Origin of the sequence: Bacillus sp. NP157 (assembly GCA_018889975.1) — a bacterium.
GTDB lineage: Bacteria > Pseudomonadota > Gammaproteobacteria > Xanthomonadales > Rhodanobacteraceae > Luteibacter.
This window is the reverse complement of record CP076546.1, coordinates 3,622,793-3,648,665: the sequence shown is the minus strand read 5'-3', so window position 1 is coordinate 3,648,665 and position 25,873 is coordinate 3,622,793. Positions and strand designations below refer to the sequence as shown.

The window sequence follows — 25,873 nt, the reverse complement described above, 5'->3', positions numbered from 1 at the left end:
CCGCTATTTCAATTTTCGGTGGCCGACACGTCTTAGGGATATGTCGTCCCGCTACCACGCCACGCGCGCCCTCCCGGACCTGCCCCTCGGCTGGGCCTCCCCGGCTCCCGCCAGTGGCGGCCTCCGGCTGGTGTTCGAGCACTTCCGCCGGCGCGCCGCGCAGCGCCACCAGATTCCCTTGCCCGAAGGTCGCCTGCGCTACCTGCTGCGCAGCGTGCGTGGCCTGTCGCGCCAGGCGGCCTGGCTACGCCTCGTCGGCACCTCCCGCGACATGCGCGCCGCCGCCGAGGTCAATCCGCGGCTGTACGAGCGCTGGCAGCCGCACTACATCTCCCGGCGTTTCGACCTCGACACGCGGGCGCGGATCATCGAGTCGCACTACCGCTTCGTCACCCGCGAGTTTCCCGAGCGACTCCGCCTGCGCCTGCTCAAGGGCCATGACGTGCGCCTGGCCACGCTACCCCTCGGCAGTGGCGAGGTGGCTTACCTGCATGCGCGCGCGCCCGAGAGCGAGCAGTGCGGAGAGCTCGGTCTTTTCTTGCTCAACGCCGACAAGGAAGTGATTTCGTCCTGCGCGGTGACCTTCGCCGGTGCGGAGGGCATCCTGCTCGGGGCGATGCGTGGCTCGTGGGCCTATCTCGGCCGCGGTGCCATCGCCGCCTTCAACCGCGCGACCGGTGGCCTGCATCCGCGCGAGCTGTTGCTCGCCGTGGTCCGCACGCTGGCTGGCCACTATGGCATCGACCGGATCCGGGGCGTCGCTGCCGCGGATCACCCGCTAGATCGCCGCGCTGGCGTCAGCGTCACGGCGTATGACCGCTTCTGGCGCCGGCATGGCGGCATGCCCGGCGTGGGTGGCTGCTACGACGTGCCGGTGCTGGAACTGCCCACCGGCAAGCCGGCGCGCGACGCGTTCCGTCGCGAGGCCTGCGACGTGGTGCTCAAGGCTTTTCAGAAGTCGTAAGAGCCGGTCAGCAGCACGGTCCGGCCCTGCCGGATCGGCACGAAGGTGTCGTCGAAATTCACGGCGTACAGCGTGCGGGCGAAAAGGTTTTTTACGCCAAGGGTAACCCGCCAGTGGTCGCCATAGCGAGTAACGTTCGTTTCCACGCTGGCCTGGCCGGGGATGCCGAAGTACTGGCCGTCGGTGCTGGTGCGACCGTAGCTGCGGCTGCGCCCGATCACGCCCGCGGCGATGCCCCATGGCAGCGTGCCGTTGCCGAGCCGATAGCTGGCCCAGATCGCGGCCTGGTGCTTGGGCGTACCCGTGGCGCGCGTGTCGTCTTCGTTATGGATGCGCGTTTCGGTCAGGCTGGCCAGCACATCGAAGCCGGGGGCGACGTTGCCGGTGAACTCCATCTCGAAGCCGCGGTTGGTTTGCCCCGGGCCGGGCGTCGCGAAGAACGGCGGTTCCGGCGAGACCAGATCCACGCTGTGGTCGACGCGGATGCGATACAGCGCCGCGGTCAGGCGCGCGCGCTGGTCGAACAGGTCGAACTTGCCGCCCAGTTCGATCTGGCGTGAGGTGACCGCCGGTAGCGGCTGGCCATCCTTGCCGAGCAGTGGGTCGGGCTGGAAGCCGACCGCCGTGTCGGCGTAGAGCGCAACGCCGGGGCTTACCTTGTAGACCACGCCGAGCTTCGGCACCCAGCGTGACTTGCGCTGGCGGCGTGGCAGGCCATCTTCGAAATGCGTGTCCAGCTGGTAGGTGGTGCGGCGCACGGCGGCCAGCACGTTCCACTGCTCGCCGATCGCGACCTGGTCCTGCAGGTAAAGGCCTGCATTGGTCTGCCACGAGCCGCCCAGGTCCTGCACAGTGGTGATCGGCGTGACCAGCGCACCGAGCTTTTCGGACATCCGCGTGCCGGTGGCCAGGTCGAAGGCGATCGGCGTCGTCACGATCTGCGCGCCGCGATCGAGGCTGGTGTTGAAGGTTTCCTCGACACTGCCCACGCCGCTGTCGCCGGCATGCGTGCGCGCGACATCGAAGCCGAGCAGCACGGTGTGCACGCTGTCTCCCTGCTCGAACGTCGTGCGCAGGTCGTTCTGCCAGGTCCAGTAGCTGCCCTTGTAGCGGAAGCTACGCGCCACCGGCGTGAGGTAGCCGCCATAGCCGCCCGCCACGTACGACCAGTTGCGGCCGTCGCTGCGCTGGCGCACGTACTGGCCCTGGCTATGGAAGCTCCAGTCGTTGCCGAAGTCATGGTCGAACTCGAAGACGGCGCGCGTGGTGCGGTAGGTCGAGTAGTCGGCCGGCGCGTCGGGCAGGTCGCGGTAGGGCGAGGCGCTCGAAAGCGACGCGCCGAGCAACACGGTGTGCTCCGGGCCGGGCACGCGGTTGTCCACGTATTCCAGTCCGCCCATGACGCGCGTATCGCCATCCTGCCAGGCGATCGACGGCGCAAGGTAGGCGCCCCGACCGTTGCCGTGGCCTTGCGGCGTGCTTTGCGCTCCTTGCCCGGCGGCGACCAGCCGGTAGGTCCATGCGCCGTCTTTCGACGCGGTGCCGGCCATGTCCAGGCCGAGGCGCGCACCGTCGTACTGGCCCGCCGACCACGTGAGCGTCCGCACCTGCTCGGCCTGTGGGCGCTTCATCACCACGTTGATGGAGCCGCCGAAATTGTTGTTCTGCGATGCGTCGCCGAGGATCGCCTCCGGGCCGCGCAACACTTCCACGCGCTCGATGCCGATCAGCGGCGGCAGGTCGTCCGTGCGGGCGATGCCGTTGGGCATGCCGTCGGTCATGCCGTTGCCGGCATCGAAGCCGCGGATCAGGAACAGCGGCGACGCGCCGTAGCCGTCGACATACTGGACGCCGGCGACATAGCGGGCGACATCGCCGATGCTCACCGCCTGCTGCGAGGCGATGACTTCACGCGTCACCACGCTGACCGACTGCGGCACGTCGCTCAGGCTGGTTTCGGTCCGCGTGGCCGTGCGCGACGAGTCCGCCTTGAAGGTATCGTCGGCAAGGATGCCGCGCACGTCGACGGTGGCCAGCGGGGTGACGCTGTGCGGATCGAAATCGACCAGCGGATCCACCGGCGCCGGCGTGGCATTGCCGAGGCGCTGGCGCTGGCGAACCACGACGGTATGCGCGTCGTAGGCTTCCTTCTCGAGGTCGGTGCCCTGCAGCAGCTCATCCAGCGCCGCGTCCGGGGTCAACATGCCCTGTGCGCCTGACGACCGCCAGCTGGCGATGCTGCCCGAGGCGGTGAGCACCTGCACGTTGGCTTGCTTGCCCCACGCCAGCAGCGCCGTGGACAACGGCTGCGGCGCGATGGTGAACGCGACCAGCGAGCCTGCTTCACCGACGGGGGAGCCTTCGCCGGCCCACGCCGGTCGCAGCGCCATCATCAGCGCAAACGCGAGCGCGCCGGTGGATACGCGCCGGCGCCCGCGAAGGGAGTACTGCAAGACCTGCGGCCCCAGGGGTCGGATTGGGTCAGCGCGGTTTTGGGCTCCGCGCCATGGACGTCTGTCGCGCTAGCTCGAGGTGGTCGGCAAAGGTATCCACCCGGAGGGGGAACACGCGCGGCAGGGCCGCCACCCAGCTGTCGATGGTATCGACCTGGACCGTGCCGGTAAACGTCATCCGGCCCAGCGCCGGGTCGGACAGGCGGATCGGGCGGGCGCTGTAGCGGTTCACGTTCTCCACCACCGAGGCCAGCGGCTCGTTCACGAACTCCAGCCGGCGGCCGCGCCAGGCCGTCGCCGCGGCGGGATCGATGTCGAGGATGCGCATCGCCTGCGTCTCGGGATCGAATGAGACTTCGCGCCCGGCGCCCAGTTCGACGGTGCCGGCATCGCTGTCGTTGCTGGACGGGGACACACGGACGCGCCCCTCGGTCACCGCCACGGTGACGCGGTCGCCGGTGCGACGCACGTTGAAGGCGGTGCCCAGGTCGCGGATGCGCAACGGGCCGGCATTGACCACGAACGGCCGCTCGGCGTGGGCCACGCGGAAGAACGCCTCGCCCGCGTCGAGGTCGACGGCGCGGACGTCGTGGCCGTAGCGGGCCACGATCGAGGTGGAGCCGCCCAGCTCGATGCTCGAGCCGTCCGGCAGGTCGATGTCACGATGGCCGGCACGCTCGCTTGCGTAGGCCTTCGGCGCGTCCGCGGCGCGGTGCAGGCCAAGGTAGAGCCCACCGCTCAGCACCATCAGGGCGGCCAGGCCGGCGGCCAGGGCCATGCCGAAGCGCGACGGGGCGCGGCGGGCGGGGGCAGCCGCCGGCGCAAAGCGACGGAGCAGGTCGGCGCGCTGTTCGTTGCCCAGCGCCGCGGCCTGTTCAGCCAGCACGCAGGCCTGCTCAAAGGCGGCCGCATGCCGCGGATCGGCTTCCAGCCAGTCGGTCCACTGGGCCAGGGCCTGCTCGGGCAGGGCGGGATCGCGCAGGCGCACCCACCATTCGGCGGCGTCGTGATCGATGCGTTTGCCGGGGGCGAAGGTCGAAAGGCTCATCGAAGTGTCTCCGCTCGGTCTCGGCGTTCGCGGCAATGCGCCAGGGCATTACCGACGTGGTAGCGCACCATGCGCTCGCTCAGGTTCATATCCTTGGCGATGGCGGAAAACTCCCGGCCATCGATCACGTGCATCACGAACGCCCGGCTGGTTTTCGCCGGCAGTTCGTCCAGTGCCTCGCGCATGCCACGCCACTGCTGCAGGGCGGCGGCGTGCTGCTCGGGCAGCGGCGTCACGTGCCAGTCGTCCTGGTCCGGGTCCACCGGGGCGGCCGCGCGGACGTTGCGCATGCGCAGACGGTCCACGGCGAGGTTGGACGCGGCGCGGAACAGGAAGGCGCGCGGCGAGTCGATTTTCGTGGCGTCGTCCAGCGACAGCAGCTTGAGGTACACCTCCTGGGCGACCTCCTGGGCATCGGCGAGCGAATTCAGCCGGGCGCGCAGGAACGCGACCAGGGCGGCATTGTGCTCACGGAACAGGGCGACCACCTGGTCGGCACGGCGTCCGCGGGGCGCGCCTGTCGCCTCGGTTGGGTCCATCGTCTGGGGTACCGCATTCATGGAAGTGTCCGGTATAGGGTCGCACGGTGCGGAACCGACATGCGTACGGGCAGGGACGCACGCCAGTTTCCGCACCGGCGAACACCCTAGACGTGCGGGAGCCGGAAAATTGAAATGGCCCGGGACCGACGGAGGTAAAGGAGAGGGCGAAGATGCCGATAACGGGTATTCCCCACCCCTTCGTTTCGATGCAACCGGACTGCGTCAATCATTTGGTCCGTCGCATCGTGAAGTACCTCTCCCGTTTTCGTATCGCCACCCGCCTGGCGGCTCTCGGCCTGCTCCTGCTCGCCGCCACCCTGATCGTCGGCGCCGAGGGCTGGCGCGGGCTGGACCGGATGCACGCGTTCCAGGCCCGCTCGACCCAAACCTCCCAGGCCTATGCCGCCGCGGCCGACACCGCGCGCGTGGCGCAGGTCGACTTCAAGCGCCAGGTCCAGGAGTGGAAGGACCTGCTCCTGCGCGGCTCGGATCCCGCCGCGCTGGCCAAACACCGGGATGGCTTCGTGCACATGGCTGACACCGTCCGCGGCGACCTCGTCCGCCTGCGCGGCCAGGTCCAGGCGCTGGGCCTGCCCGTGGCCGAAGTGGACACGGCGATGGCCACCCACGCCGGCTTGCGCACCACCTACCTCGCCGCGTTGGAGCACTACAAGGCCAGCGACGTCACCAGCGCCCACGTGGTGGACGGCCTGGTCAAGGGCATCGACCGGCCGCCGACCGCCGCCATCGATGGCATCGTCGAGCACGTGCGCGCCGCATCGGCCGCCTCGGCGCGGCAGATCGAAGAAGCCAGCGCCGCGGTCTACCGGCAGGTGCTGATGTTGCTTGCGGGGGTCGTCCTGGGCGCCCTCGTACTCGGCGCGATCGTGACGGTTCTGCTCGCCCGGAGCATCACGCGTCCCATCGGCCACGCCGTGGCCGTGGCGGGAGCGGTCGCCGATGGCGACCTGTCGAGCGTGGTCGAGGCCGAAGGCCGCGACGAGACCGCCCAGTTGTTGCGCGCGCTGGCGCGGATGAATACGAAGCTGCGCGAGGTCGTCGCAAGCATCCGCCAGGGCGCGGAAGAAATCTCGCAGTCCACGGGCGAGATCGCCGAAGGCAACCTCGATCTGTCTTCGCGTACCAGTGAACAGGCTGCTGCGTTGGAAGAAACCGCATCGTCCATGCAGGAATTCACCAGCGGCGTACATGCGAACGCGGCGAATGCGCGCGAAGCGCGCGTGGCGGCGGAACAGTCGCTTGCCGGTGCCCGTGAAGGTGAGCAGGCGATGCGCGATGCCGTCGTGGCGATGGAGCGCATCGCCAACGTCTCCGGTCGCATCACCGAGATCACCGAAGCCATCGAACGCATTGCGTCGCAGACCCACATCCTTGCCCTGAACGCTGCCGTGGAAGCGGCGCGCGCCGGCGACGCCGGCAAGGGCTTCAACATCGTCGCCGGCGAAGTGCGCGTGCTGGCGTCGCATTCGAAGACCGCGGCCGGGCAGATCCGTGCCCTGCTGCAGGAGTCGTCCGAGACGATCGACGATGGTTCGCGCCAGGTCAGCCGTGCCGGCGATCGCATGGCAATGCTGGTCGGCGACGTCGATCGGGTGACCCACGCCGTGCGAACGATCGCGACCCTGAGCGACACCCAGGCCAGCGGCATCCTGCAGGTGAACGAGGCCGTCCGGCAGATCGACGAGGTCACCCAGAGCAACTCGGCGCTGGTGGAAGAAGCGGCGGCCGCGGCGGATGCCGTGAAATCGCGCGCGGCCGCACTGGTCGATAGCGTCGCATTTTTCCGCACCGAAGCCGCGTGACCACCTGCGCCTGAGCGTCACAAAACCGTAAGGACCTACACAGCATTCGTCGGCTAGCATGCGGCTACGACTCTTTGTCCGGCCGCTGTATGCACGTCACCGACGACCGAACATCCTGGCGCGCGTTCGCCTGGTTCATGTTGATAGCCCTGTTGGTCCTGGCCGCGGGCATCGGCCTGCGCGATCCGTGGCCGCCCGACGAGCCACGCTTCGCGCTGGTGGCCCGGCAGATGCTCGAATCCGGCCAGTGGCTGTTCCCGCACCGTGGTGCCGAGCTGTACTCGGACAAGCCGCCGATGCTGATGTGGACCGAGGCCGCATGGATGTGGCTTACCGGTGGATGGCGCGGTGCCTTCCTGCTGACCTCCCTGTTCGCGGGGCTCGGTACGCTCGCGGTGACCTGGCACGTGGGTCGCCGGCTGTGGGACCCGCGGACGGGCCTGGTCGCCGCGACCATCGTGCTCGCCACGATGCCGTTCGTGGACGTCATCCGCCACGCGCAGATCGACCCGCTCAGCCTGTTTTTCATCACCGTGGGCAACGCCGGCATCCTGCTGCATTGCCTGCGTGGACCCGACTGGCGCTGGTACTGGATCGGCTGCTTCGCCGCCGGTCTCGGCGTGATCACCAAGGGCGTCGGCGTGATCGCCCTGCTGATGCTGGTCCCCTATGTCGCCTGCCGCATGCGTGGCTGGCCGGGCGTGGTTCGCACCGAGCGCGACGGCTGGCGTTGGGCGGCGGGTGCGCTGGCCTTCCTGGTGGCCATCGCCCTGTGGCTCGTGCCGATGCTCGGCACCGCCTATGGGCTGCGCACCCCGGAATACCTCGCCTACGTCAACGACATCCTGTTCCGCCAGACCGCCGAGCGCTACGCCAACTCATGGCAGCACGAGGAAGCGCCGTGGTTCTTCCTGGTGGTGATCGTGCGTTCGTGGTTGCCGACGTGGCTGCTGATCCCGCTGCTGGTGCCGCGCTGGCGTGACGCGCTGCGCCTGCGCGATGCGCGCGTGTGGATGCCGCTGGCGTGGTGCGTGCTGACGCTGCTGTTCTTTTCGATCCCGCGTGGCAAGCGCGAGGTCTACATCCTGCCGATGTTGCCGATGCTGGCGCTGGCGATGGCACCGTACGTCGCCGAGTTGCTGAAGACGCGCTGGCTGCAGCGCGTGGGGTTCTGGTTCACCGTGGCCTGCGGTGTCGTCTTCACGGCGGCAGGCACCTGGGCATTGAAGTCCGCCCCCAAGGCCGCCCGGCGCATCGCCGAAGGTTACGAGCTGGCCGGCCACGGCGAAGCGTTGTGGGTCTGGGTGATCGCCGTTGGCGTGGCGTTCTTCGTCGCGGCGGCGCTGTTCCGGCCGCGGCGTGGCATCGGCGCCTTGCTCTGCGGGATGGCGCTGGGCTGGATGATCTGGCCCATCGGCACCTATCCCTTGCTCAATGCCAACCAGTCCACCCGGGCGGTGATGGCCGATGCCGATGCGGCGATCGGTTCGCAGGGGCAGCTCGGTTTCGTCGCATGGCGCGAAGAAAACCTGTTGCAGGCGAAGCGCCCCGTGGCCGAGTTCGGTTTCGCACGTAGCGGCGCCGAACAGATGGCCTCGGCGCGCGCGTGGCAGGCGGCGGATCCCGCGCATCGCTTCATCTTCGCGAACGACGATGCGCTGGACGAATGCGTCCTGCCCGACAAGGTGCGGCCGCTGGGCACCGCCAATCGGGTGACCTTCGTACTGCTGCCGGCGGATGCGACCAAGCCGGGATGCACGCCGGGGCCGACGTAGCGCCCGCCTCGCGCGAAGCCTAGCGCTGCGGGGCTTCGGCGATCGTCCGCTTCAGCATGCGCTGGTATTTCTTGTTCGTGCGCGAGGCGTTGTGCGCGCGGTTCATCGAGCAGTGCGGGATGATGTTCTTTTCGCCGAAGCCGTCGATCATCACCAGACGCTGCCCACCGCGGGAATCTTCGCCGTACACCACGTTCCATGCATGCAGGTCGGCGGCGATGGTGTTGTGGCTGAGCAGGCGGGCATGGAACGCTTCGAGCTCGGCGCGGGTGCGTTCGGTGAAACCCTCGGCCTTGACCCAGTCGTGCAGGGTAGGGGCGAGCCGGCCGTCGGCGGTGCGGACCTTCTCCACCACCTGGCCCAGGCCGATGTCGGTCATCTCCAGGCCGACCACCCGCGCGATCGGGGAGGTGGCGTAGCCGCCGGTGTAGATGCTGGTGACGTACTCGCGGAACTCGCGCACGAAATCCTTGTACGGGCCGCTGCGCGCCGTGCGCCGGTACCACGGGGCCTTGTTCCAGCGCTCTTCGATGGAGGCGCTGGCGATGACCTTGACCAGCAGGGTTTCGTCATCCGGGTGCTGGTACACCTCGCGGACATGGCCGGTGGCGATCGGCGTGGCATCAGCCAGTCTGAACATCGTGGATCCTCGCTAACCTGAAAGGCCGCCGTAAGATGCGGCCAGGGCGCACAGTGTAAAGTGAGCCAGCTGTAACATGCCCGTCACTGCGTGGCCGTGCCGCGCCCAGCCCGGACCAACCAAGTGCGCAAGCTTACCTGGCGTTTCATCGTCGCCGTCCTCGTCTTCCTCACCGTCTCCCGCCTGGCGCTGTCTGGCTGGCAGTGGAGCCGCGTCCATGATGCCGGCGGCCTGTGGCCCGTGCTGCTGGGCGGCTGGCGCATCGACCTGTCCCTGCTCGCCATGGTCGTGGCCTGGCCGGCGCTGCTCTCGCCGTGGCTGGGCCACCGCGCGTGGCCGACGCGGATCGCGGCCTGGTGGCTGCGCCTGTGGTGGTTGCTCTACGTGCTGCTGGAGGTCTCGACCCCGCAGTTCATCGTCGAGTACGACACCCGGCCGAACCGCCTGTACTTCGAATACCTGACCAGTCCGCACGAAGTCGCCTCGATGCTGTGGCAGGGCTACAAGCTGTCGGTGGGCATCGGCCTGGTGGTGTTCATCCTGCTGGGCTGGCTGGGCTTCCGCCTGCTGCCCACCCGTCGCCCCGATGCCCGCGCCGTGCGCGGCTGGATGCGCCCGGTCGCGACGGTGCTGGTGTTCTGCGTGCTGTTCCTGGCCGGCCGCGGCACCTTGCAGCATCGCCCGCTCAACGCCTCGCAGGTGGCCTTCACCAACGATGCGATGGTCAACACGCTGCCGCTGAACTCGCTCTACAACGTGCTCAACGCCGCGCTGGCGCTGGGCAACGAGCGTTCGGCGTCGGCGGTGTACGGCAAGATGGCCGACGACGAGATGAATGGCATCGTCCGCGAAACGGCGGGCTTCAGCGGTGCACCGCTCAACGCGGACTATCCGTCGTTGCACAGGCAGGTCGCCACGCGGCAGGGCGACAAGCCGCTGAACCTGGTGATCATCCTCGAGGAAAGCCTCGGCGCGCAGTTCGTCGGCAGCCTCGGCGGTGCCGGTTACACGCCCGAGCTGGACAAGCTGTCGAACGAGGGCTGGTGGCTGGAACGCACTTATGCGACGGGTACGCGTAGCGCGCGTGGCCTCGAGGCGGTCACCACCGGATTCCTGCCGACCCCGGCGGAAGCCGTGCTGAAGCTGCCGCGCAGCCAGCGCGACTTCTTCACGCTGGGCGCCCTGCTCGACACGTTCGGTTATCACACCCGCTTCGTTTACGGCGGCGAAGCGCACTTCGACAACATGCGCTCGTTCTTCTTCGGCAATGGCTTCAACGAAGTGGTCGACAGCGCCAACTTCGAGACCAAGCCGGGCTTCGTCGGTTCGTGGGGCGCGTCGGACGAGGACATGTTCAAGGAGCTGCACCAGCGGCTGCTGGACGACGGCGACAAGCCCACGCTGACCGTGGCGTTCTCGGTGTCCAACCACACGCCGTGGGAATACCCGGCCGGCCGGATCAAGGCCGAGGGCGAAGCGGCGAGCAATGCCAATGCCGTGCGTTACGCCGACTGGTCGATCGGCCAGTTCTTCGCCAAGGCGAAGACCTCGCCGTACTGGAACCACACCGTGTTCCTCATCGTGGCCGACCACGATGCGCGCGTGTTCGGCGCGAGCCTGGTGCCGGTGCGCCACTTCCACATTCCGGCGCTGATCCTCGGTGCCGGCGTGCCGGTGAAGAAGGACGAGCACATCGTCAGCCAGGTCGACCTTGCGCCGACCCTGCTGTCGCTGATCGGCATCAGCAGCGAGCATCCGATGGTCGGTGCCGACCTGACCCAGCGTTATCCGGATCGCGCGATCATGCAGTACGGGGATAACTACGGTTACCTGAAGGGTGACACGCTGATGGTGTTGCGGCCGAACCAGGAGCCTACGCAATACCACTACACGGTGGATGGCGAGAAGCTGGATCCGGAGGCGGTGGATCCGCAGCTGGAGAAGGTGGTGCTGGCCCACGCGCTGTGGCCAAGCTGGGCCTACAGCCACCAGCGCTACCGCCTCGCCCCGAAGCCCTGAGGCGACCGTCCCCGTAGGAGCGCGCCTGCGCGCGATTGGATGTGCCGTCAAATCCAATCTCCGCGCGGCGTTCGTACGTGGTCGCGGGAAGAGCCCTCGGCGCCTACCCTCGCTGCTCAGACAGCGTTCTGGCGTGCGAGAAGGAGGGGCTGCTCCGCAGCCCGTTTATCTATGGGCCTACGGCCGCGCACCGGGTGCCGGGCGGAGGTTCTTGACTCGGCATCCTGCCTCGGCAAGAACGGCCGGCCATCGTGGCCGGCCCCCTTCGGGCTTCTTCCGCCCGGCCCCCTCGCCGCCACGAACTCGCCTCGAGGGTAGGCGCCGAGGGCTCTTCCTCCACGTTCCCGCAAGCTGGGTTGGACCGCCTGGCGCAGCGGCGGCTCTTGTAGGAGCGCGCCTGCGCGCGACCGACGGTACGTGTCTTGGTCGCCTTATCGACAGCACACGCAACGGCCGTCCCTTGCCCGGGCTTGGTCGCGACCAGGTGACGGCGCCGCGCGGCGACATCGGTAACGGACACGCGACCCGGATTGCGGCGGCTATGGGCAGTGCTGGCGCCAGCATGGCGTCCCGGGGTGCGTGGCACGGTGGCTCTCCCTAGAATGGGGGCATGACCGACACCCTGGCCCATGCCCTGCGTCTCCTAGCCGAACGGGGTAATGCCGTGCCCTGGCTGGAGCGGGCGGCGGGTGAGGGGTCGGGGATGGCGGCGGCGCTGGTGCGGCTTGTCGCGTTGGATGAGGAGCAGGGTGCTTACGATGCGCCACGGGCGTTCGAGCTGTTCATTCGCGCGGGTGGTAATCCGTCGTTGTATGCCGCGGTGAGCGCGGCGCTGGCGCGGTTGTATGACCAGCTGGGGACGCGTTGCGTGCTGGATGTCGGGGCGGGCGATGGCCTGGCGCTGTTGCCGGCGTTGGGCCAGGCGCGTCGCGTGCCGAATACAGTCGACGTCGTGGAGCCGTCGGGGCCGTTGCTGGATGCGTTGCGTCCGCGGCTGCCGGCGGGCAAGGCTTGGCAGCTGACCTTGCAGGCGTTCCTTGCGCAGCTGGCGCCGGAGCGTCGCTGGGACCTGGTGCAGTCGACGTTTGCCTTGCAGTCGATTCCGCCGGGTGAGCGGCTGGATGCGCTGCGCAGGCTGCGTCGCCACGCGACGCGCCTGGCGATCGTGGAATTCGACGTGCCGGTGTTCAACGATGCGCGCGAGCGCTTTGCCTCGCTGGCGCAGCGCTACGAAAGGATTGCGCGGGAGTATGGCGACGCTGCGCCGCTGGTGGCGGGCGGGTTCCTTGCGCCGATGTTGCTTGGCCAGTTGAATGCCTCGACGCCATCGAACTGGGAACAGCCGATCGCCGCGTGGCAGGACGAGCTTGCGCTGGCCGGCTACCGCGTCGCTTCCGCATCGTTGTTGCACGACTACGCCTGGGCGCCCGCCTGGCTGATCGTCGCGAAGGCCTGAGGGTCAGCCGTCGCAGGGCAGGGCGCGTGCGATCGCGTCGGCGAGAGAGGCCTGGGAGTAAGGTTTCGCCAGCCGCGGCAGGTCCAGCTGCACGCCCGGCGCGAGCTCGGCGTATCCGGTGGCCATGATCACGGGCAGCGTGGGCCAGCGCTCGCGCAGCTGCATCGCCAGCTGTGCGCCAGTCATCAGCGGCATCGCGTGGTCGGTCACGACCAGGTCGACGGCGTGGTTTTCCAGCATGCGCAGGGCTTCGGCGCCGGAGCGCGCGGCGACCACGGCATGGCCGAGGTCTTCGAGCATTTCCACCGTGGTATCGCGGACGAGGTCGTCGTCGTCCACCGTCATGATGCGGAGGCTACGGGCGTTGCGGCAGTCGGGCGTCGACGCGGGCTCGCGGACGGGTTCGGGCCGGCTGGCCGGCATCGCTGCCGCGGCAGGCAACCATATTTCCGCAGTGGTGCCGCGATCCGGCATGCTGCGCAGCACGAGTTCGCCACCCAGCTGCTCGGCGAGGCCATGCACCATCGACAGACCCAGGCCGGTGCCCTTGCCGACGCCCTTGGTGGTGAAGAACGGCTCGGTCGCGCGCTTGAGCGTCGCGTCATCCATGCCGCTGCCCGAGTCTTCGAGGGATAGCAGCACGTATTCCCCCATCACCAGCTTCGCGTTGCGATCGATGACGTGGGCCACGCTCGTGCTGATCACGATGGCGCCGACGCCGTCCATCGCATCGCGCGCATTCACGGCGAGGTTCAGCAGCGCGACTTCGAGCTGATTGGTGTCCGCCTCCACGGCGGGCAGGTCGTCGGCGAACCGTGTCGTCACCGTCACCGTAGGGCCGAGCGAGCGCTCGAGCAATTCGGTCATGCCATCGACCAGCATGCGCAGGTCGATGCGGTCGGAGCGGAGTTCCTGGCGCCGCGCGAAAGCCAGCATGCGCCGGGTCAGCGCACTGCCGCGATCCGCACCCGTGCGCGCGTTGTCGACGAGGCGTAGTAGCAGCGAATCCTGTGGAAGCCGTTCACGCAGCAGTTCCAGGCTGCCCTGGATCGCCATCAGCAGGTTATTGAAGTCATGCGCGATGCCACCGGTGAGGTTGCCCAGCGCCTCCATCTTCTGCACCTGCATCAGTGCCTGCTCTGTCTTGCGGATGTTGGCCTCGCTACGTTCGAGCGCGGCGGTGCGCTCGACGACTTTCTGCTCCAGTTCCTCGCGGAAGCGGCGTTCGCTTTCGCGCACGGCTGCCTCGGCGCGCAGGCGCGCGATATGCGCCCAGGAACGTTCCATCACTTCGCCGATCAGCATGAGCTCGCGCAGCTGCCACTGGCGCGGTGCGCCATCATGGATCGCCATCAGGGCCGTAAGCCGCTGGCCCTTGACCATCGGTACGCAAATGGTCGCGGTGATACCCATCGCCTGGAACGTCGCCGACGCATCGGCCGTGAGCTCCACCCGGTTGTCTTCGATGATCAGCGGCTTGCCGTCGCGAAGTCGTTCGACGGCCAGCTCACCGAAGTCGCGCAGCTGGTACCTGCCGACGATGCTGGCATAGCCAGGCAGCGTCCAGTCACCACGGATGGTGAAGCCGTCTTCGTCGTCGTCCATGTCGGCATACGCGCAGATGGCGACACCGAGGAATTCACCGACCATGCGCGTGGTGGTCGAGAGGATCTCGTCGGCGCTCGCTTGCTTCGCCGTCTGCTCATTCAGCGCATCCAGGAAACGCAGGCGGGCTTCGTTCTCGCGCAGCGAGTGTTCGGCCGACTTGCGGACGCTGATGTTGGCCGCGGCGCCGAACCACTCGATCAGTTCGCCGTGCTCATCCAGCACCGGCACGGCGCGCGATTGCACCCAGCCGGTCGAGCCATCGACCTGGATGACGCGATGTTCCAGTTCGAACACGCCTTTGGCGCTCACCGCGTCGTCGATGGCTTCGCGCACGCGCTCCCGATCCGTCGGCGGTACGTATTCCGCGAGCCAGTCCACGGAAGGCGAGGTGGTGTCCGCGATGAAGCCGCGCCCGGCGAGTTGTTCCATGCGCGACCACGTGGGATCCATGCGATAGACGATGTCCGATGTCGCGTTCACCAGTGCGCGGAAACGGCCTTCGCTTTCACGCACGCTCGCCTCGGCGCGGACGCGCTCTGTGGTCTCGACCACGATGGCGATCACGCCGCCGGGGCGGCCGCTCTCGTCCAGCACCGGCGAATAATCCAGGTTCATCCACACGGGCTCGGGCACGCCGCGGCGTTGCAGGGTCAGCTGCTGGTCCTTGTAGGCGAGGGTGCCGCCGGCCAGGCCGACGCGCATGACGTTGTCGTTGAAGTCCGCGATCTCGTCCCAGCCTTTGCGAACCTCCGAGCCCAGCAGCTGCGGATGGCGGCCACCGGCGAACACCGAGTAGGCGTCGTTGTAGATCATGAAGCCCTTCTCGCCCCAGAGCAGGACGATCGGCACCGGCGACAGCAACAGCAGGCTGGTCGCCGTGCGCAGGCTCTGCGGCCAGCGTTCGAGCGGACCCAGGTCGGTGCTTTCCCAGTCGAACGCGCGTATGAGCGCGCCGACTTCGCCACCGCCCTGTAGCCAGGACGGAGCGGTGGTGGTCTGCGGCGTGGAACGATCCGTCATCTAGGGCACCGGTGGGGTGACGACCAAAGTGTAAACACGGCTTGCGTGACGACATTCGCAACATCGCACGCGGCAACGCATGCGGTTCAGTGAACGCGTTGGCGGGCCTCGTCCAGTGCGACGCACAGGGCACGGACGCTGGGCAGGATCGAGGGGGAAGGCAGGGCGAGCGTCGGTGCGTCGACGACGAAAACGTTACCGTGCGCGGCCGCGGGCAGGGCGCTCGTGGTCTTCCACGCGGCAAGCGAATCGCCTTCGCCGCCTGCCGTCATGACGACGTCCGGGTTGCGTGAAAGCACGGCTTCGCGATTCACGGTCGGTGCCGCCTGGGCCAGGTCGTCGAACAGGTTGTCGCCGCCGCAGGTGTCCAGGGCGTCGCTGATGATCTGCGCGCGCCCGACGGTCATCAGGGGGCGATCCCAGATCTGGAAAAACACCTTCATGCGCTTGCGCCCCGCGTAGGTGCGACGCAGGCCGTCCAGCGCATGGGTGAACGCGTCGGCATTCGTGGTCGCCGCTGCTTCCGTGCCGGCGAGCTGGCCGAATCGGCGCACGGCCGCGGGGATATCCGCGAGTCGGGTCGTCTCGGCGTAATAAATCGGGATGCCGAGCCGTGCCAGTTTCTCGACCTGGGCGGCAGGCGTTCCGCTTTTCCAGACCATGATCAGGTCCGGCTTCAACGCGACGATGCGTTCCAGGTCCAGCATCGTGGCATCGCCGACGACGGGCACGTTGCGTGCTGCCTCGGGATGCTCGGTGAAGCGCGAGGTACCCACCACGTGGCTGCCCGCACCGGCGGCGTAGAGCGTGTCGGTGATGTTCGGTGCGAGGCTGACGATGCGCCGGGCGGGGCCGGGCAGGGTGACGCTGCGGCCCGCATCGTCGGTGACGCTGACGGCGGCCATGGCCGCGGGTGCGACCATGACAAGGGCGAAGAGCAAAGCGAGCGGGCGAATCATGGGCGTCGGTCCGTGAGGCGTTCGGCGCGGAAGAAAATCTCGCCGTCGATGGTCGTGCCGTGGATGGGGTGGTGGAACGCGGCCGAGAGGTGCTCGCTGGTGACCACGGCATCCTTCGGGCCGGCCAGCGCGCTGCCGTGGCCGTCGAGCAGCACCGCATGCGTCGCATGCTGCATGGCGAGGTTGATGTCGTGCACGGTGAAGACGATCGAGCGCCCCGCACGCGCCGCGAGTACGAGCTCGTGCAGCGTCTTCATCTGGTGGTGCAGGTCCAGCGACGACAGCGGTTCGTCGAGCAGCATCACGTCGACGTCCTGGGCGAACAGTGCCGCGATGTTGACCCGCTGGCGCTCGCCACCGGAAAGCGTGGTGATGTCGCGCTCGGCGAGTTCATCCAGCTCGAAGCGGGCCAGCGCATCGCGCACGGCCTCCATCGAGGCGTCGCCCCAGGCCCAGAACGGCAGGCGTGGGTGCCGCGCCGCCACGACCGCTTCGAGCACCGAGAGGCTGAACGCATCGACGACCGATTGCGGCAGGAAGCCGCGCTGGCGGGCCAGGTCGATCGGTTTCCAATCGGCGACGTCGCGCCCCTGCAGCAGTACGCGGCCGCCGTCCGCATCGCGCAGGCCGGCCAGCGTGCGCAGCAGGGTGGACTTGCCGGCGCCGTTGGGCCCCAGCACGCACCAGACCTGGCCGGGCTCGACGCGCAGGTCCAGGCTCTGGACCAGCTGCCGGTCGCGCACCGCGAGGCGCAGGCGCTCGGTGGCGAGGGGCGCACTCAACGACGCTTCACCAGCAGGAACAGGAAGGTCGGCACGCCGATGATCGCCATCACCGCGCCCACGGGAAGCTGGATCGGATCGGCCACGATCCGTGAAATCGTATCGGCGACCACCACCAGCATGCCGCCGCACAACGCGCTGGCCGGTATCAGCACGCGTTGGTCGTTGCCGACCACGCGGCGCAGCGCGTGCGGCACCACCAGGCCGACGAAGCCCACGGTGCCGGCCGTCGTCACCGCCACGGCGGTGGCCAGCGAGGCGATGGCGAAGATCGCCGACTTCACGGCCTGGGGTCGGACGCCCAGCGCACTGGCCGATTCCTCGCCACGGGCGAGCAGGTTGAGCTGCCGGCCGAGCGGGATCAGCGGCAGCAGGCCCGCGAGCATGGCCACGAGCGGCGGCCACGGCGTGCTGACGCCGCTCAGGTCGCCCATCATCCAGAACAGCATGCCGCGCAGGTTACGGTCGGGAGCCAGCACCAGCATCATGCTGACGATGGCGCCAAAGCCCGAGGCCAGCATCACGCCGATCAGGATCAGGTCGGTGGCGTCGTCGCGATGGGCGCCGCGGCGCCGGGCGATCAGGTCGCGGTGGGCGAGGACGAAGACCGCCACGCAGGCGAACAGGGCACCGATCGCCGCACCTGCCGCCGTAGCCACCGCCCCGGCACCGGCCAGCATGGCGCCCAGGGCGCCCACTGCGGCACCGCCGGACAGGCCCAGCGTGTATGGGTCGGCCAGCGGATTACGCACCAGCACCTGCATCAGGCAGCCCGACAGCGCGAGCAGGCCACCCACACCGTAGGCTGCCAGGGCGCGCGGGATGCGCAGCTCGTGGACGATGGAGTGCATCGGCGTGTCGGCAGCATGCATGAGGCCGCGCCATGACCCGGCCAGCGTCGATCCTTCGCCCCCGACCAGCACCGAGGCCAGGACGACGAGGGCGGAAAGCACGACCAGCGCCGACCACAGCCGCACGGCCGCCCCGAAGGTGGCCATGCGCGGGATCCGTGTTGTCGCTGCGCTTCGCACCCGGCGGCGCTCCTGGCTGGCGGCGGGGCCGCGAAACAACTCGGCAGGATAAAGGAATTCGGCGGGCCGGGCGCGCGCCGGCGCTCAGTTGGGTGCGCCCGGCGCAGGCCTTGTTGTCGCCACAATAATTAGCATGCTATCTTTATCCCATGACGCCCCTCGACCGTCTGCACATGCAGATGACCACCCTTTCGCTCGCCACCAGCCGCCGCTTCCTGCGGATGCTGGACGTGCGCCTGGCGGAGTTCGAGGTCACCTCGGCGACCGTCGTCCCGATGCTGCTGATCGGCCGCTCCGGCGGCGGGATCAATCAGGTCACGCTGGCCGAACAGGTCGGCGTGGTCGGTCCCTCGCTGGTCCGCACGCTGGACAAGCTGGTGTCGCTGGGGCTGGTCCGGCGCGAAGCCGACGAGGTCGATCGCCGGGCGAAGACGCTCTGGCTCACCGATGCCGGCCAGGCCCTGGCCGTGCAGGTCGAGGCGCGCATGGTGCAGATGCGTCGGGCCATCTTCGCGGGTGTTTCCGAAGACGACATCCGCGCCGCGCTGCGGGTGAACGAGGCGCTGACCCAGGCCATGGCATTCGACGGCCAGGACGACGCGGAAGCCTGAGCCATGCGCATCGCCCTGCCCACGGCCTCTGAATGGATCTATTCGGGGAAGGCCTTCCTTGCCGCGATCCTCGCGTTCTACATCGCGGTCGAGATCCCGTTGCCCAATCCGTATTGGGCATTCGCAAGTGTCTACATCGTCTCGCATCCACTCTCGGGCGCGACCCGGTCGAAGGCGGCCTATCGCGTGTTCGGCACCGTGCTCGGCGCAGCGATGGCGGTGCTGCTGGTGGCCTGTTTCGCCGAGAGTCCGCTGACCCTGGTGTTCGCCATGGGCGGCTGGATCCTCGTGGCACTGTACCTGTCGTTGCGCGACAACACGCCGAGCGCCTACGGTTTCCTGCTCGCCTCGTATACGACGCCGCTGGTCGCGGTGTCGGCGATCATCGTGCCGGGTGCGATCTTCGACACGGCGGTGGCACGCACCGAAGAAATCCTGCTCGGCATCGTCTGCGCGAGCGTGGTCAGCACCGTGCTGTTCCCGGCACGCGTGGCCCCGGTATTCCACGAGCGCGTCGCCGTGTTGATGAAGGATGCCTCGGCCTGGGCCGTCCGCCGGCTCACGGATCCGGCACGGCGAGCGACGCCGCCGCTCCGCTTCAACCTGCTCACCGACATCGCCGCCCTCGATGCACTGATCACGCACCTCGGGCACGACGCCACCCGGCGCAACGAAGCCGTCGAAGCGCGCCAGGTTCGCTACCGGATGACGATGCTGATCCCGCAGGTGGCCTCGCTGGCCGATGCCCTGGCGGGGGCGGACCGGCGTTGCGATGCCATCCTCGCCGAGGTCATCGCCTGGCTGCAGCAGGGCGCGGACGGCGCGGCGGCCCGCGGTGATGCGCTACGCACGGAGATCGCCGCGTTGCACGACGCGCTGGGTGCGCCCGCCCTCGCCACGCTGCCGGTCGCCCATGCCACCGAGCGACTGCGTGACCTCGTTGACCTGTGGCAGGACTGCCTCGTGCTGCATCGTTCGTTCGCGGACCGGGCGGCCACCACGCCGACGCTGCTGTATCGCGACGGGATACCGGACGACGGGCGCCGTTACTACGATCACGTGACGATGCTGCATGCGGCGCTGTCGCCCGCGCTGGCCTTCGTCGTGTCCGCCGTGGCGTGGCTCTATAGCGGCTGGCCCGGTGGCGCGTCGGGCGTCGTACTGGTCGCGGTGTCGACCGCCTTCTTCGCCGCGTCGGATGCGCCCGCCGCGCTCGTAGGACGGTTCCTGCTCTGGCAGGTCATCGCGGTGGCCACCGGGCTGGTTTACCTGTTCTATGTGTTCCCGCACGTGACGACCTTCGCCGCCGCGGCGCTGTCGCTGGCGCCACCACTGATCCTGGTGGGCACGCTGACCGGCCGCCCTGCCTTCAACATGGGCGTGCTGTTGCTGACCTCGCAGACGATCTCGGGCGCCGGCTTCCACAACAGTTCGGCGGCGAGCTTCGATGACTATGCAAACGGCAGCCTCGCCGCGCTGGCGGGCCTGGTCTTCGCCACCGCATGGAGCGCGGTCACGCGCCCGTTCGGTGCGCAGATCGCCGCAAGTCGGCTTGCCGTCGCGAACTGGCGCGAGCAGGTGGCGCTGTCACGGCGCGACCGGCGCAGCGATCGCCATGCGTCGCTGTCGCGGATCGTCGACCGCACGGCGCAGTGGATGCCGCGGCTCGCGCTCACCTCGGGTGAGCCCCTGGCACCGATGGATGCCGCGCGTGACCTGCGCGTGTGCGTGGCGCTGATCGACCTGCGCCGGCAGCGTGCTGCCCACGCAACGGCGCTCGACCCGGTGCTCGACGCGAGCCTTGCGTATTTCTCGCGCTGCCTTGCTGCGCGCACATCGTTGCCGCCGTCGGCCGACCTGCTTGCGGCGATCGACGCGGGCATGGCGGCGCTGGCTGCCACGCCCGGCACGGCCGCCGCGGCCTTGCTGCGCTACCGCCTCGCCTTGCTTGCGCTGCCGCCGGCGGCGTCCAGCGAACCCCTCCCAGCCCCTTCATCCAAGCCAGCCCTATTCCAGTGAACATCCCTCTCTACGGCGAGTTCAGCCTCTACGGCGTCTACATTCCGACGCTGCTGGCCGTGATGGCCGCGGCTTACCTGATCAAGAGCGTCGTGCGCTTCGCCCTCGGCAAGACCCACTTCTACGCATGGATCTGGCATCCGGCGCTGTTCAACCTCGCCGTCTTCGTGCTGGCCTTCGCCAGCGTACTCGCGCTTCTGCCGGGAGCAACCCGTGGCTGACTTCCTCCGCAAGATGCTTCCCGGGGTGGTGACCCTTGCCGTCGTCGCCGTCGCGATCGGCGCCGGCGTGCACGCCTGGCACGCCTACGACGACCTGCCGTGGACGCGCGACGCGCACATCCGTGCCGATGCCGTGCAGGTATCGCCCGATGTGTCGGGCCTGGTCACCGCGGTGTACGTGCATGACAACGACGCGGTGAAGCAGGGCCAGCCCCTGTTCGTGGTGGATCGCGCACGCTTCGAGCTTTCCGTGCGCCGTGCGGCGGCCGCCGTGGAGGAACAGCGCGCCATCGTGGCGGAGCTGCGCAGCGAAGCGGCGCGCAACAAGGCCGTCAGCGACCTGGTCGCGCGCGAGGCCGCCGAGCAGGTGACGTCGAAGCTCGCCGCCGCCGAGGCCCGCCTGCATGCCGACGAAACCGCGGCCGACACCGCGCGGCTGGACCTGGACCGCACGGTGGTCAAGGCCCCGGCCGATGGTGTACTCACCGACCGCATCGTGCGGGTCGGCGATTACGTGAGCGCGGGCCACGCACCGTTCGCGATGGTGGATGCGCATTCGTTCCATGTCGACGGCTACTTCGAGGAAACCCGCCTGCACGGGGTGAAGCCCGGCCTGCCGGTGACGATCCAGGTGATGGGTGAGAAGGGTATATTGCACGGGACGGTGCAAAGCGTCGCCGCCGGCATCGCCGATCGCGAGCGCGCGGCGAGCACGCAAGGGCTGCCGGACATCAACCCGACCTTCAACTGGGTCCGGCTTGCACAGCGCATCCCCGTGCGCATCAGCATCGACGAGGCGGCGCCCGACCTGTTGCTGGTTGCCGGACGCACCGCGACGGTGACCATTCGCACCGATGCCGCGACGAAGGCCAGGCCGGTGGTGCGCTCGTGAACCGCTACCGCGCGCTTCCCGTGCTCCTCACCGCGCTGGCGCTTGCTGGTTGTGCTTCCGTGGGGCCGGATTACAGGATGCCCAGCGATGCCATGGCCAACGACAAGCGTGCGCAAGGAGCGTTCCTAAGCAGCCCGGGCGCCGCCGTCGACGCGAACGCGCCGCTCCGCGACGATTGGTGGAAGCTCTACGACGACCCGACGCTGGACGCACTGGAAACGCAGGCGCTGAAGGCCAACATCGGCCTGCGGGCGGCCGACGCGAACCTGCGTCGTGCCGGGGCGATGCTTGCTGCGGCGGAAGCGGAGCACGAGGTGGAAGCGAAGGCGTCGGCATCGGCCGATCGTGCGCTCATCTCCGCGGAGTCCTACCTGCAGGAAGAAAAGCTGCCGACCTTCAACGTGGCGACGACCGGCATCGAAGCCTCGTACGACTTCGACCTGTTCGGCAAGCTACGCCGCGGCGTGGAAGCCGCCACGGCCGATGCCGAGGCGGCCCAGGCCGCGCGCGACGTGGTGCGCGTTACGGTCGCCGCGCAGGTGGCGGCCAGTTACGTCGGCATCTGCGAATCCGCGCACGACATCGACATCGCCAGCCGCACGGTCGCGGTGCAGCAACGCGCGGCGGACGTGGCAACCCGGCTGTTCGATGCAGGGCTCGGCAACCGCGTGGACGTCACCCGCGCCGCTGCGCAGGTCGACCTCGCCCGTGCAGCGCTGCCGCCCTTGCAGCGCAGGCACGACGCGTCGCAGTACGCACTGGCCGCGCTGCTTGGCCGTGTGCCCGGCGATATCCCCGAGGCCGCGAAAGGCTGCACGGCCGCGCCGCGGCCAGGCGCCCCCATTCCGGTCGGCGACGGCATGGCACTGCTGCGTCGCCGACCGGATATCCGCGAGGCGGAACGCAAGCTGGCCGCCGCGACCGCGCGCATCGGCGTCGCCACCGCGGCGCTCTATCCGAGCGTTTCGCTCGGTGCGAGCGCGGGAACCAATGGCCTGCTGGGCGACTATGGACAGGCTCCGGCGCGTTACTGGTCGATCGGTCCGCTGATCAGCTGGACGCTGCCCACGCGCTCGGCGCGCGAGCGCGTCGAGGTGGAGAAGGCGGGTGCGGACGTGGCGCTCGCCGCCTTCGACCAGGCGGTGGTCACGGCGTTGAAGGAAACCCAGACGGCACTGAGTGACTACGCGCACGCGCTGGACCGCGAAGAGACCTTGCGCCAGGCCTTGCAGGAAGCCAGCGTGGCTTCGAAGCAGGCGGCCGACCTCTACCATGCAGGCCGCACGCCTTACCTCAGTGCGCTCGATGCGGAGCGTACGCGCGTGGCGGCCGAGGCCGCGCTTACCGATGCGGAGTCCACGGCGTCCGATGCGCGCATCCGCCTGTTCTTCGCCCTTGGTGGCGGCTGGCAAGCGCATGGCTGAGGGTGTCGCAAGATATTGTCGTTTCGCCCGCGTGCGCTAAGTGCTACATCTATGCACGAGGGGGACGCTGGTCCGGGAGCCAGCATCACTTAAGGAACGAGACGATCCATGCACTACCTGATGCGAGTGGCGAAGGCGACGATGCTGGTCGCGCTGATCTTCGTGGGCACGGCCGCGCATGCCGATGACACCACCGACCACGTGACCGACAAGCAGCTTGCCGATGCGAAATGCGCCATCGGCATGGAGAAGTTCCTGCCGGGCGATTACTTCTATTGCCTTGGCGCGCAGAGCTACGGCCTCAACCGGTTCAAGGACGCGCAGCGTTTCTTCGAGCAGGCGGCGGGCTGGGCGAGCAAGCCCGCCCAGTACATCCTCGGCGTGATGGCATTGAACGGCGATCACCAGCCGATGAACCGACCGCTGGCGGCTGCATGGTTCAGCCTCGCCGCGGAACGCCACACGCCGCGTTTCACCGGCCCGAACGATGCACTCAAGGCGACGCTGAAGCCGGAAGAGCAACGCCGCGCCGAAGCGTACCTCGACCAGCTCAAGCGCACCTACGCGGACGCCGTGGCGGCGCCGCGTGCCGAAATGCGTTACCGCGACGGCATGGCCACGCTGAAGGACAAGGCCGGCGCAAGCTATTGCATGGCAGGATCGCAGGACTTCCGCGACCTGGCCGAAGGCCGTATGCCTGCGTCGTGCCCGCCGACGGAGCAGGTGGTGCAGTTCGTCGACAAGCAGGCGAATAACGTGTTCGAGGACTGGACCGGCCACGTGACCGTTGGGCCGTTGCAGGTCGCCCCATCCGGCGGCGTCGCGCATTGATCCATGCCGGACGTCGTCGCCAGGCCGGTCCCGGCGTGGCGACGGCCCCGGTGTTTCAATGCTCTTTCTTGCTGCCCGGTCGCGCAACGGCGTACATCTGCCAAGCCATCGCCTTGGCCAGCGCATGCGGGTCGTCGCCTTCGGTATAGAGGTCCATGTGCGCCTTGCCCGGCAGGAAGCGCACGTCCGCGTGCGCCTGCAGGCGGTCGAGCGTGTCCTTGAAACGATGCACGGCACCGTCGAGGTACCACGTGTCGTCCGTGCCGACGGCGATGTGGATCTTGCCGTCGAGGACCGGTTTCAGCCGGTCCCAGTGCGAGGCGACGTAGCTGGCGATGTCATAGTTGTCCACCCAGTAGTCGCGTACCACCGGATTGACCTCGCCGGTGGAGCGATCGAACAACGGCATCGGCGACCCATTCGGACCGCGTGGCGAGAAAACCCACTCGTAGGAAGAGAGCTGGCCACCGTACGGGCCAAGCACGGCTTCGAGGCGCGCGGCATCGGCGAACGAGCCCTCTTCTTCGAAATGCACGCGATCAATCGGCCACGGCGTGCCGTCGGGACGGCGATACATGTTCACGCTGGGCGCGTAGAGGTTCACGCCGGAAAAGTCGTGGAAGTCGACCGGATCCGGCGAGGTCGACCAGGTGCCGCCGAACATTTCGGCGTAGTGGGTCTGTAGCCACAGCGTGGCCCAGCCACCGGACGAATGGCCGGTCAGGAAGCGGCCGCTGGCGCGCCCATCCATCCGGTAGTGCGCCTCCAGCCACGGAATCAGCTCGGTGGTCAGCGCCTCGCCCCACGGTCCGTTGTTCACCGAATCGGCGAACTCATGCGTGCCGGCGGGGCTGGACTGGTCGAGGAAGACCCAGATCATCGGTGGCATGCTGCCCTGCTGCATGGCCAGGTGCACGTTGACCAGGTCATCCACCAGCGAATCTTCGTCGCCGCCGTACATGTGCGTGAAGTACACGGTGGGATAGGAGTCGTCCGGATGGTCGCGGTAGCCCGGTGGCAGCAACACCCATCCGCGCATGCTGATCGGCCGGCCCCAGAAGTCGGTCAGGGCTTCACTGGGGCGTTCGAGTTTCATGCTGTCGCGTTGCGCGAGCCTGGCATCCGCCTGCACCTCGTCGCTTTCCCAGTCGAGCACCCAGGGGCTCTTGTCCGCCTGCACGCTGGTGAGCTTCAGCACGGGCGGCGTGATGGCCGGCAGCGTCACCTCGGTGACCTTGCTGACCAGGTCGCCGCTGTCGCGCCCGCTGTAGTTGTAGTTGTGATCCTGGTCGAGCACGGCCTGGACGAGGTATTTGCCCGGCGGCAGGTGCGAGAAGCCAGTCGGGAAGGCGAGGGCATCGGTGTCGATCTCCACCTGCGCACCCGGCGCAAGGCGCGAGATCTCGCGGGCCGCGACGCCGCCCTTGCTGGGATGCCACGCATCGGCATCGACGCTGGTCACGCGTCGGCCCTTCGCCTCCGCCCGGGCCTGGCCGGCGGGCGTCACGAACACGAGCAGGCGGCCGGACACGGGACGCGTCGCCGGCTCATCGAGCTTCACGTGGAAGATCGGCGGCTTGCGCTCGGCTTGCCACACCAGCGCCGCGCGCACGGCCGCCGCGAGCACGACCACGCCGAGCAGGATGGCTGCCACCACCATCCAGGTCGTGGGGATGCGCGCGGGCTTGTGGGCTTGGGTATCCATGCTGGCTGCCGATGGTGGCGTGGCTGGGTGCACGGCCGCGTGAGTGGCGA

General features: G+C 68.6%; 20 protein-coding genes. 11 read left to right on the top strand and 9 right to left on the bottom strand.

Going from position 1 to position 25,873, the window contains the following annotated elements; all coding sequences use genetic code 11:
- Nucleotides 1-40 precede the first annotated feature (40 nt).
- Nucleotides 41-964 (top strand): VirK/YbjX family protein, encoded by a 924-nt coding sequence (locus tag KPL74_16735; protein ID QWT19380.1) that lies wholly within the window; start codon nt 41-43, stop codon nt 962-964.
- On the opposite strand, the gene KPL74_16730 is transcribed toward KPL74_16735, so the two are convergent.
- Genes KPL74_16730 through KPL74_16720 form a run of 3 tightly spaced genes read right to left on the bottom strand, consistent with a single transcriptional unit; the run spans nt 952 to nt 5,025 of the window.
- On the bottom strand, nt 952-3,417 hold the full coding sequence (locus tag KPL74_16730; GenBank protein ID QWT19379.1) for a TonB-dependent receptor: 2,466 nt from the start codon (nt 3,415-3,417) through the stop codon (nt 952-954). The genes KPL74_16735 and KPL74_16730 overlap by 13 nt on opposite strands.
- A 28-nt stretch (nt 3,418-3,445) precedes the next feature.
- The gene (locus KPL74_16725) at nt 3,446-4,465 is read right to left on the bottom strand and encodes a FecR domain-containing protein (protein ID QWT19378.1); all 1,020 of its coding nucleotides are present in this window, start codon (nt 4,463-4,465) and stop codon (nt 3,446-3,448) included.
- Nucleotides 4,462-5,025: a sigma-70 family RNA polymerase sigma factor gene (locus KPL74_16720; GenBank protein QWT19377.1), complete on the bottom strand. Its 564-nt coding sequence runs from the start codon at nt 5,023-5,025 to the stop codon at nt 4,462-4,464. The genes KPL74_16725 and KPL74_16720 overlap by 4 nt, the downstream gene beginning before the upstream one ends.
- A 227-nt stretch (nt 5,026-5,252) precedes the next feature.
- Here KPL74_16720 and KPL74_16715 point away from each other — a divergent pair, with 227 nt between their 5' ends.
- Entirely contained in the window at nt 5,253-6,830 is a 1,578-nt protein-coding gene (locus KPL74_16715; GenBank protein QWT19376.1) for a HAMP domain-containing protein, read from the top strand.
- Nucleotides 6,831-6,919: 89 nt separating this feature from the next.
- Nucleotides 6,920-8,605 carry a glycosyltransferase family 39 protein gene (locus KPL74_16710; GenBank protein ID QWT19375.1) on the top strand — a complete coding sequence of 562 codons (1,686 nt, stop codon included), beginning with the start codon at nt 6,920-6,922 and terminating at the stop codon, nt 8,603-8,605.
- Between the two features lie 19 nt (nt 8,606-8,624).
- Here the strand turns inward: KPL74_16710 and KPL74_16705 are convergent, their stop codons facing one another.
- Nucleotides 8,625-9,245 carry a PhoP regulatory network YrbL family protein gene (locus KPL74_16705; GenBank protein QWT19374.1) on the bottom strand — a complete coding sequence of 207 codons (621 nt, stop codon included), beginning with the start codon at nt 9,243-9,245 and terminating at the stop codon, nt 8,625-8,627.
- A 123-nt stretch (nt 9,246-9,368) separates the two neighbouring features.
- Here KPL74_16705 and KPL74_16700 point away from each other — a divergent pair, with 123 nt between their 5' ends.
- Both KPL74_16700 and KPL74_16695 read left to right on the top strand, forming a co-directional pair.
- Complete coding sequence (locus KPL74_16700; protein ID QWT19373.1) at nt 9,369-11,264, top strand: LTA synthase family protein; 1,896 nt, start codon at nt 9,369-9,371, stop codon at nt 11,262-11,264.
- A gap of 610 nt (nt 11,265-11,874) precedes the next feature.
- Nucleotides 11,875-12,720 carry a hypothetical protein gene (locus tag KPL74_16695; protein ID QWT19372.1) on the top strand — a complete coding sequence of 282 codons (846 nt, stop codon included), beginning with the start codon at nt 11,875-11,877 and terminating at the stop codon, nt 12,718-12,720.
- Nucleotides 12,721-12,723: 3 nt separating this feature from the next.
- On the opposite strand, the gene KPL74_16690 is transcribed toward KPL74_16695, so the two are convergent.
- The 4 genes from KPL74_16690 to KPL74_16675 all read right to left on the bottom strand — a co-directional run bounded on the left by KPL74_16690 (nt 12,724) and on the right by KPL74_16675 (nt 18,087).
- On the bottom strand, nt 12,724-15,348 hold the full coding sequence (locus KPL74_16690; GenBank protein QWT19371.1) for a response regulator: 2,625 nt from the start codon (nt 15,346-15,348) through the stop codon (nt 12,724-12,726).
- 86 nt (nt 15,349-15,434) lie between these two features.
- Complete coding sequence (locus KPL74_16685) at nt 15,435-16,307, bottom strand: cobalamin-binding protein (GenBank protein QWT19370.1); 873 nt, start codon at nt 16,305-16,307, stop codon at nt 15,435-15,437.
- A complete protein-coding gene (locus tag KPL74_16680) occupies nt 16,304-17,089 on the bottom strand; it encodes an ABC transporter ATP-binding protein (GenBank protein QWT19369.1) in 786 nt (261 codons plus the stop codon). The genes KPL74_16685 and KPL74_16680 overlap by 4 nt, the downstream gene beginning before the upstream one ends.
- Nucleotides 17,086-18,087, bottom strand: coding sequence for an iron ABC transporter permease (locus KPL74_16675; GenBank protein ID QWT19368.1), 1,002 nt, complete (start codon nt 18,085-18,087; stop codon nt 17,086-17,088). The genes KPL74_16680 and KPL74_16675 overlap by 4 nt, the downstream gene beginning before the upstream one ends.
- Before the next feature lie 182 nt (nt 18,088-18,269).
- On the opposite strand from KPL74_16675, the gene KPL74_16670 reads away from it, so the two are divergent.
- The 6 genes from KPL74_16670 (at nt 18,270) to KPL74_16645 (ending at nt 24,118) form a co-directional block, all read left to right on the top strand.
- Nucleotides 18,270-18,731: a MarR family transcriptional regulator gene (locus tag KPL74_16670; protein ID QWT19367.1), complete on the top strand. Its 462-nt coding sequence runs from the start codon at nt 18,270-18,272 to the stop codon at nt 18,729-18,731.
- Between the two features lie 3 nt (nt 18,732-18,734).
- Nucleotides 18,735-20,750, top strand: a complete 2,016-nt coding sequence (locus KPL74_16665) for an FUSC family protein (protein ID QWT19366.1) — start codon at nt 18,735-18,737, stop codon at nt 20,748-20,750.
- Nucleotides 20,747-20,971, top strand: a complete 225-nt coding sequence (locus KPL74_16660) for a DUF1656 domain-containing protein (protein ID QWT19365.1) — start codon at nt 20,747-20,749, stop codon at nt 20,969-20,971. The genes KPL74_16665 and KPL74_16660 overlap by 4 nt, the downstream gene beginning before the upstream one ends.
- Nucleotides 20,964-21,863, top strand: a complete 900-nt coding sequence (locus tag KPL74_16655; GenBank protein QWT19364.1) for an efflux RND transporter periplasmic adaptor subunit — start codon at nt 20,964-20,966, stop codon at nt 21,861-21,863. Before KPL74_16660 ends, KPL74_16655 begins: the two co-directional genes overlap by 8 nt.
- Nucleotides 21,860-23,287 carry an efflux transporter outer membrane subunit gene (locus tag KPL74_16650; GenBank protein ID QWT19363.1) on the top strand — a complete coding sequence of 476 codons (1,428 nt, stop codon included), beginning with the start codon at nt 21,860-21,862 and terminating at the stop codon, nt 23,285-23,287. Before KPL74_16655 ends, KPL74_16650 begins: the two co-directional genes overlap by 4 nt.
- Nucleotides 23,288-23,395: 108 nt before the next feature.
- On the top strand, nt 23,396-24,118 hold the full coding sequence (locus KPL74_16645) for an SEL1-like repeat protein (GenBank protein QWT19362.1): 723 nt from the start codon (nt 23,396-23,398) through the stop codon (nt 24,116-24,118).
- Between the two features lie 55 nt (nt 24,119-24,173).
- Here KPL74_16645 and KPL74_16640 read toward each other — a convergent pair whose 3' ends face one another.
- Nucleotides 24,174-25,823 carry an esterase family protein gene (locus tag KPL74_16640; GenBank protein QWT19361.1) on the bottom strand — a complete coding sequence of 550 codons (1,650 nt, stop codon included), beginning with the start codon at nt 25,821-25,823 and terminating at the stop codon, nt 24,174-24,176.
- Nucleotides 25,824-25,873: the final 50 nt, after the last annotated feature.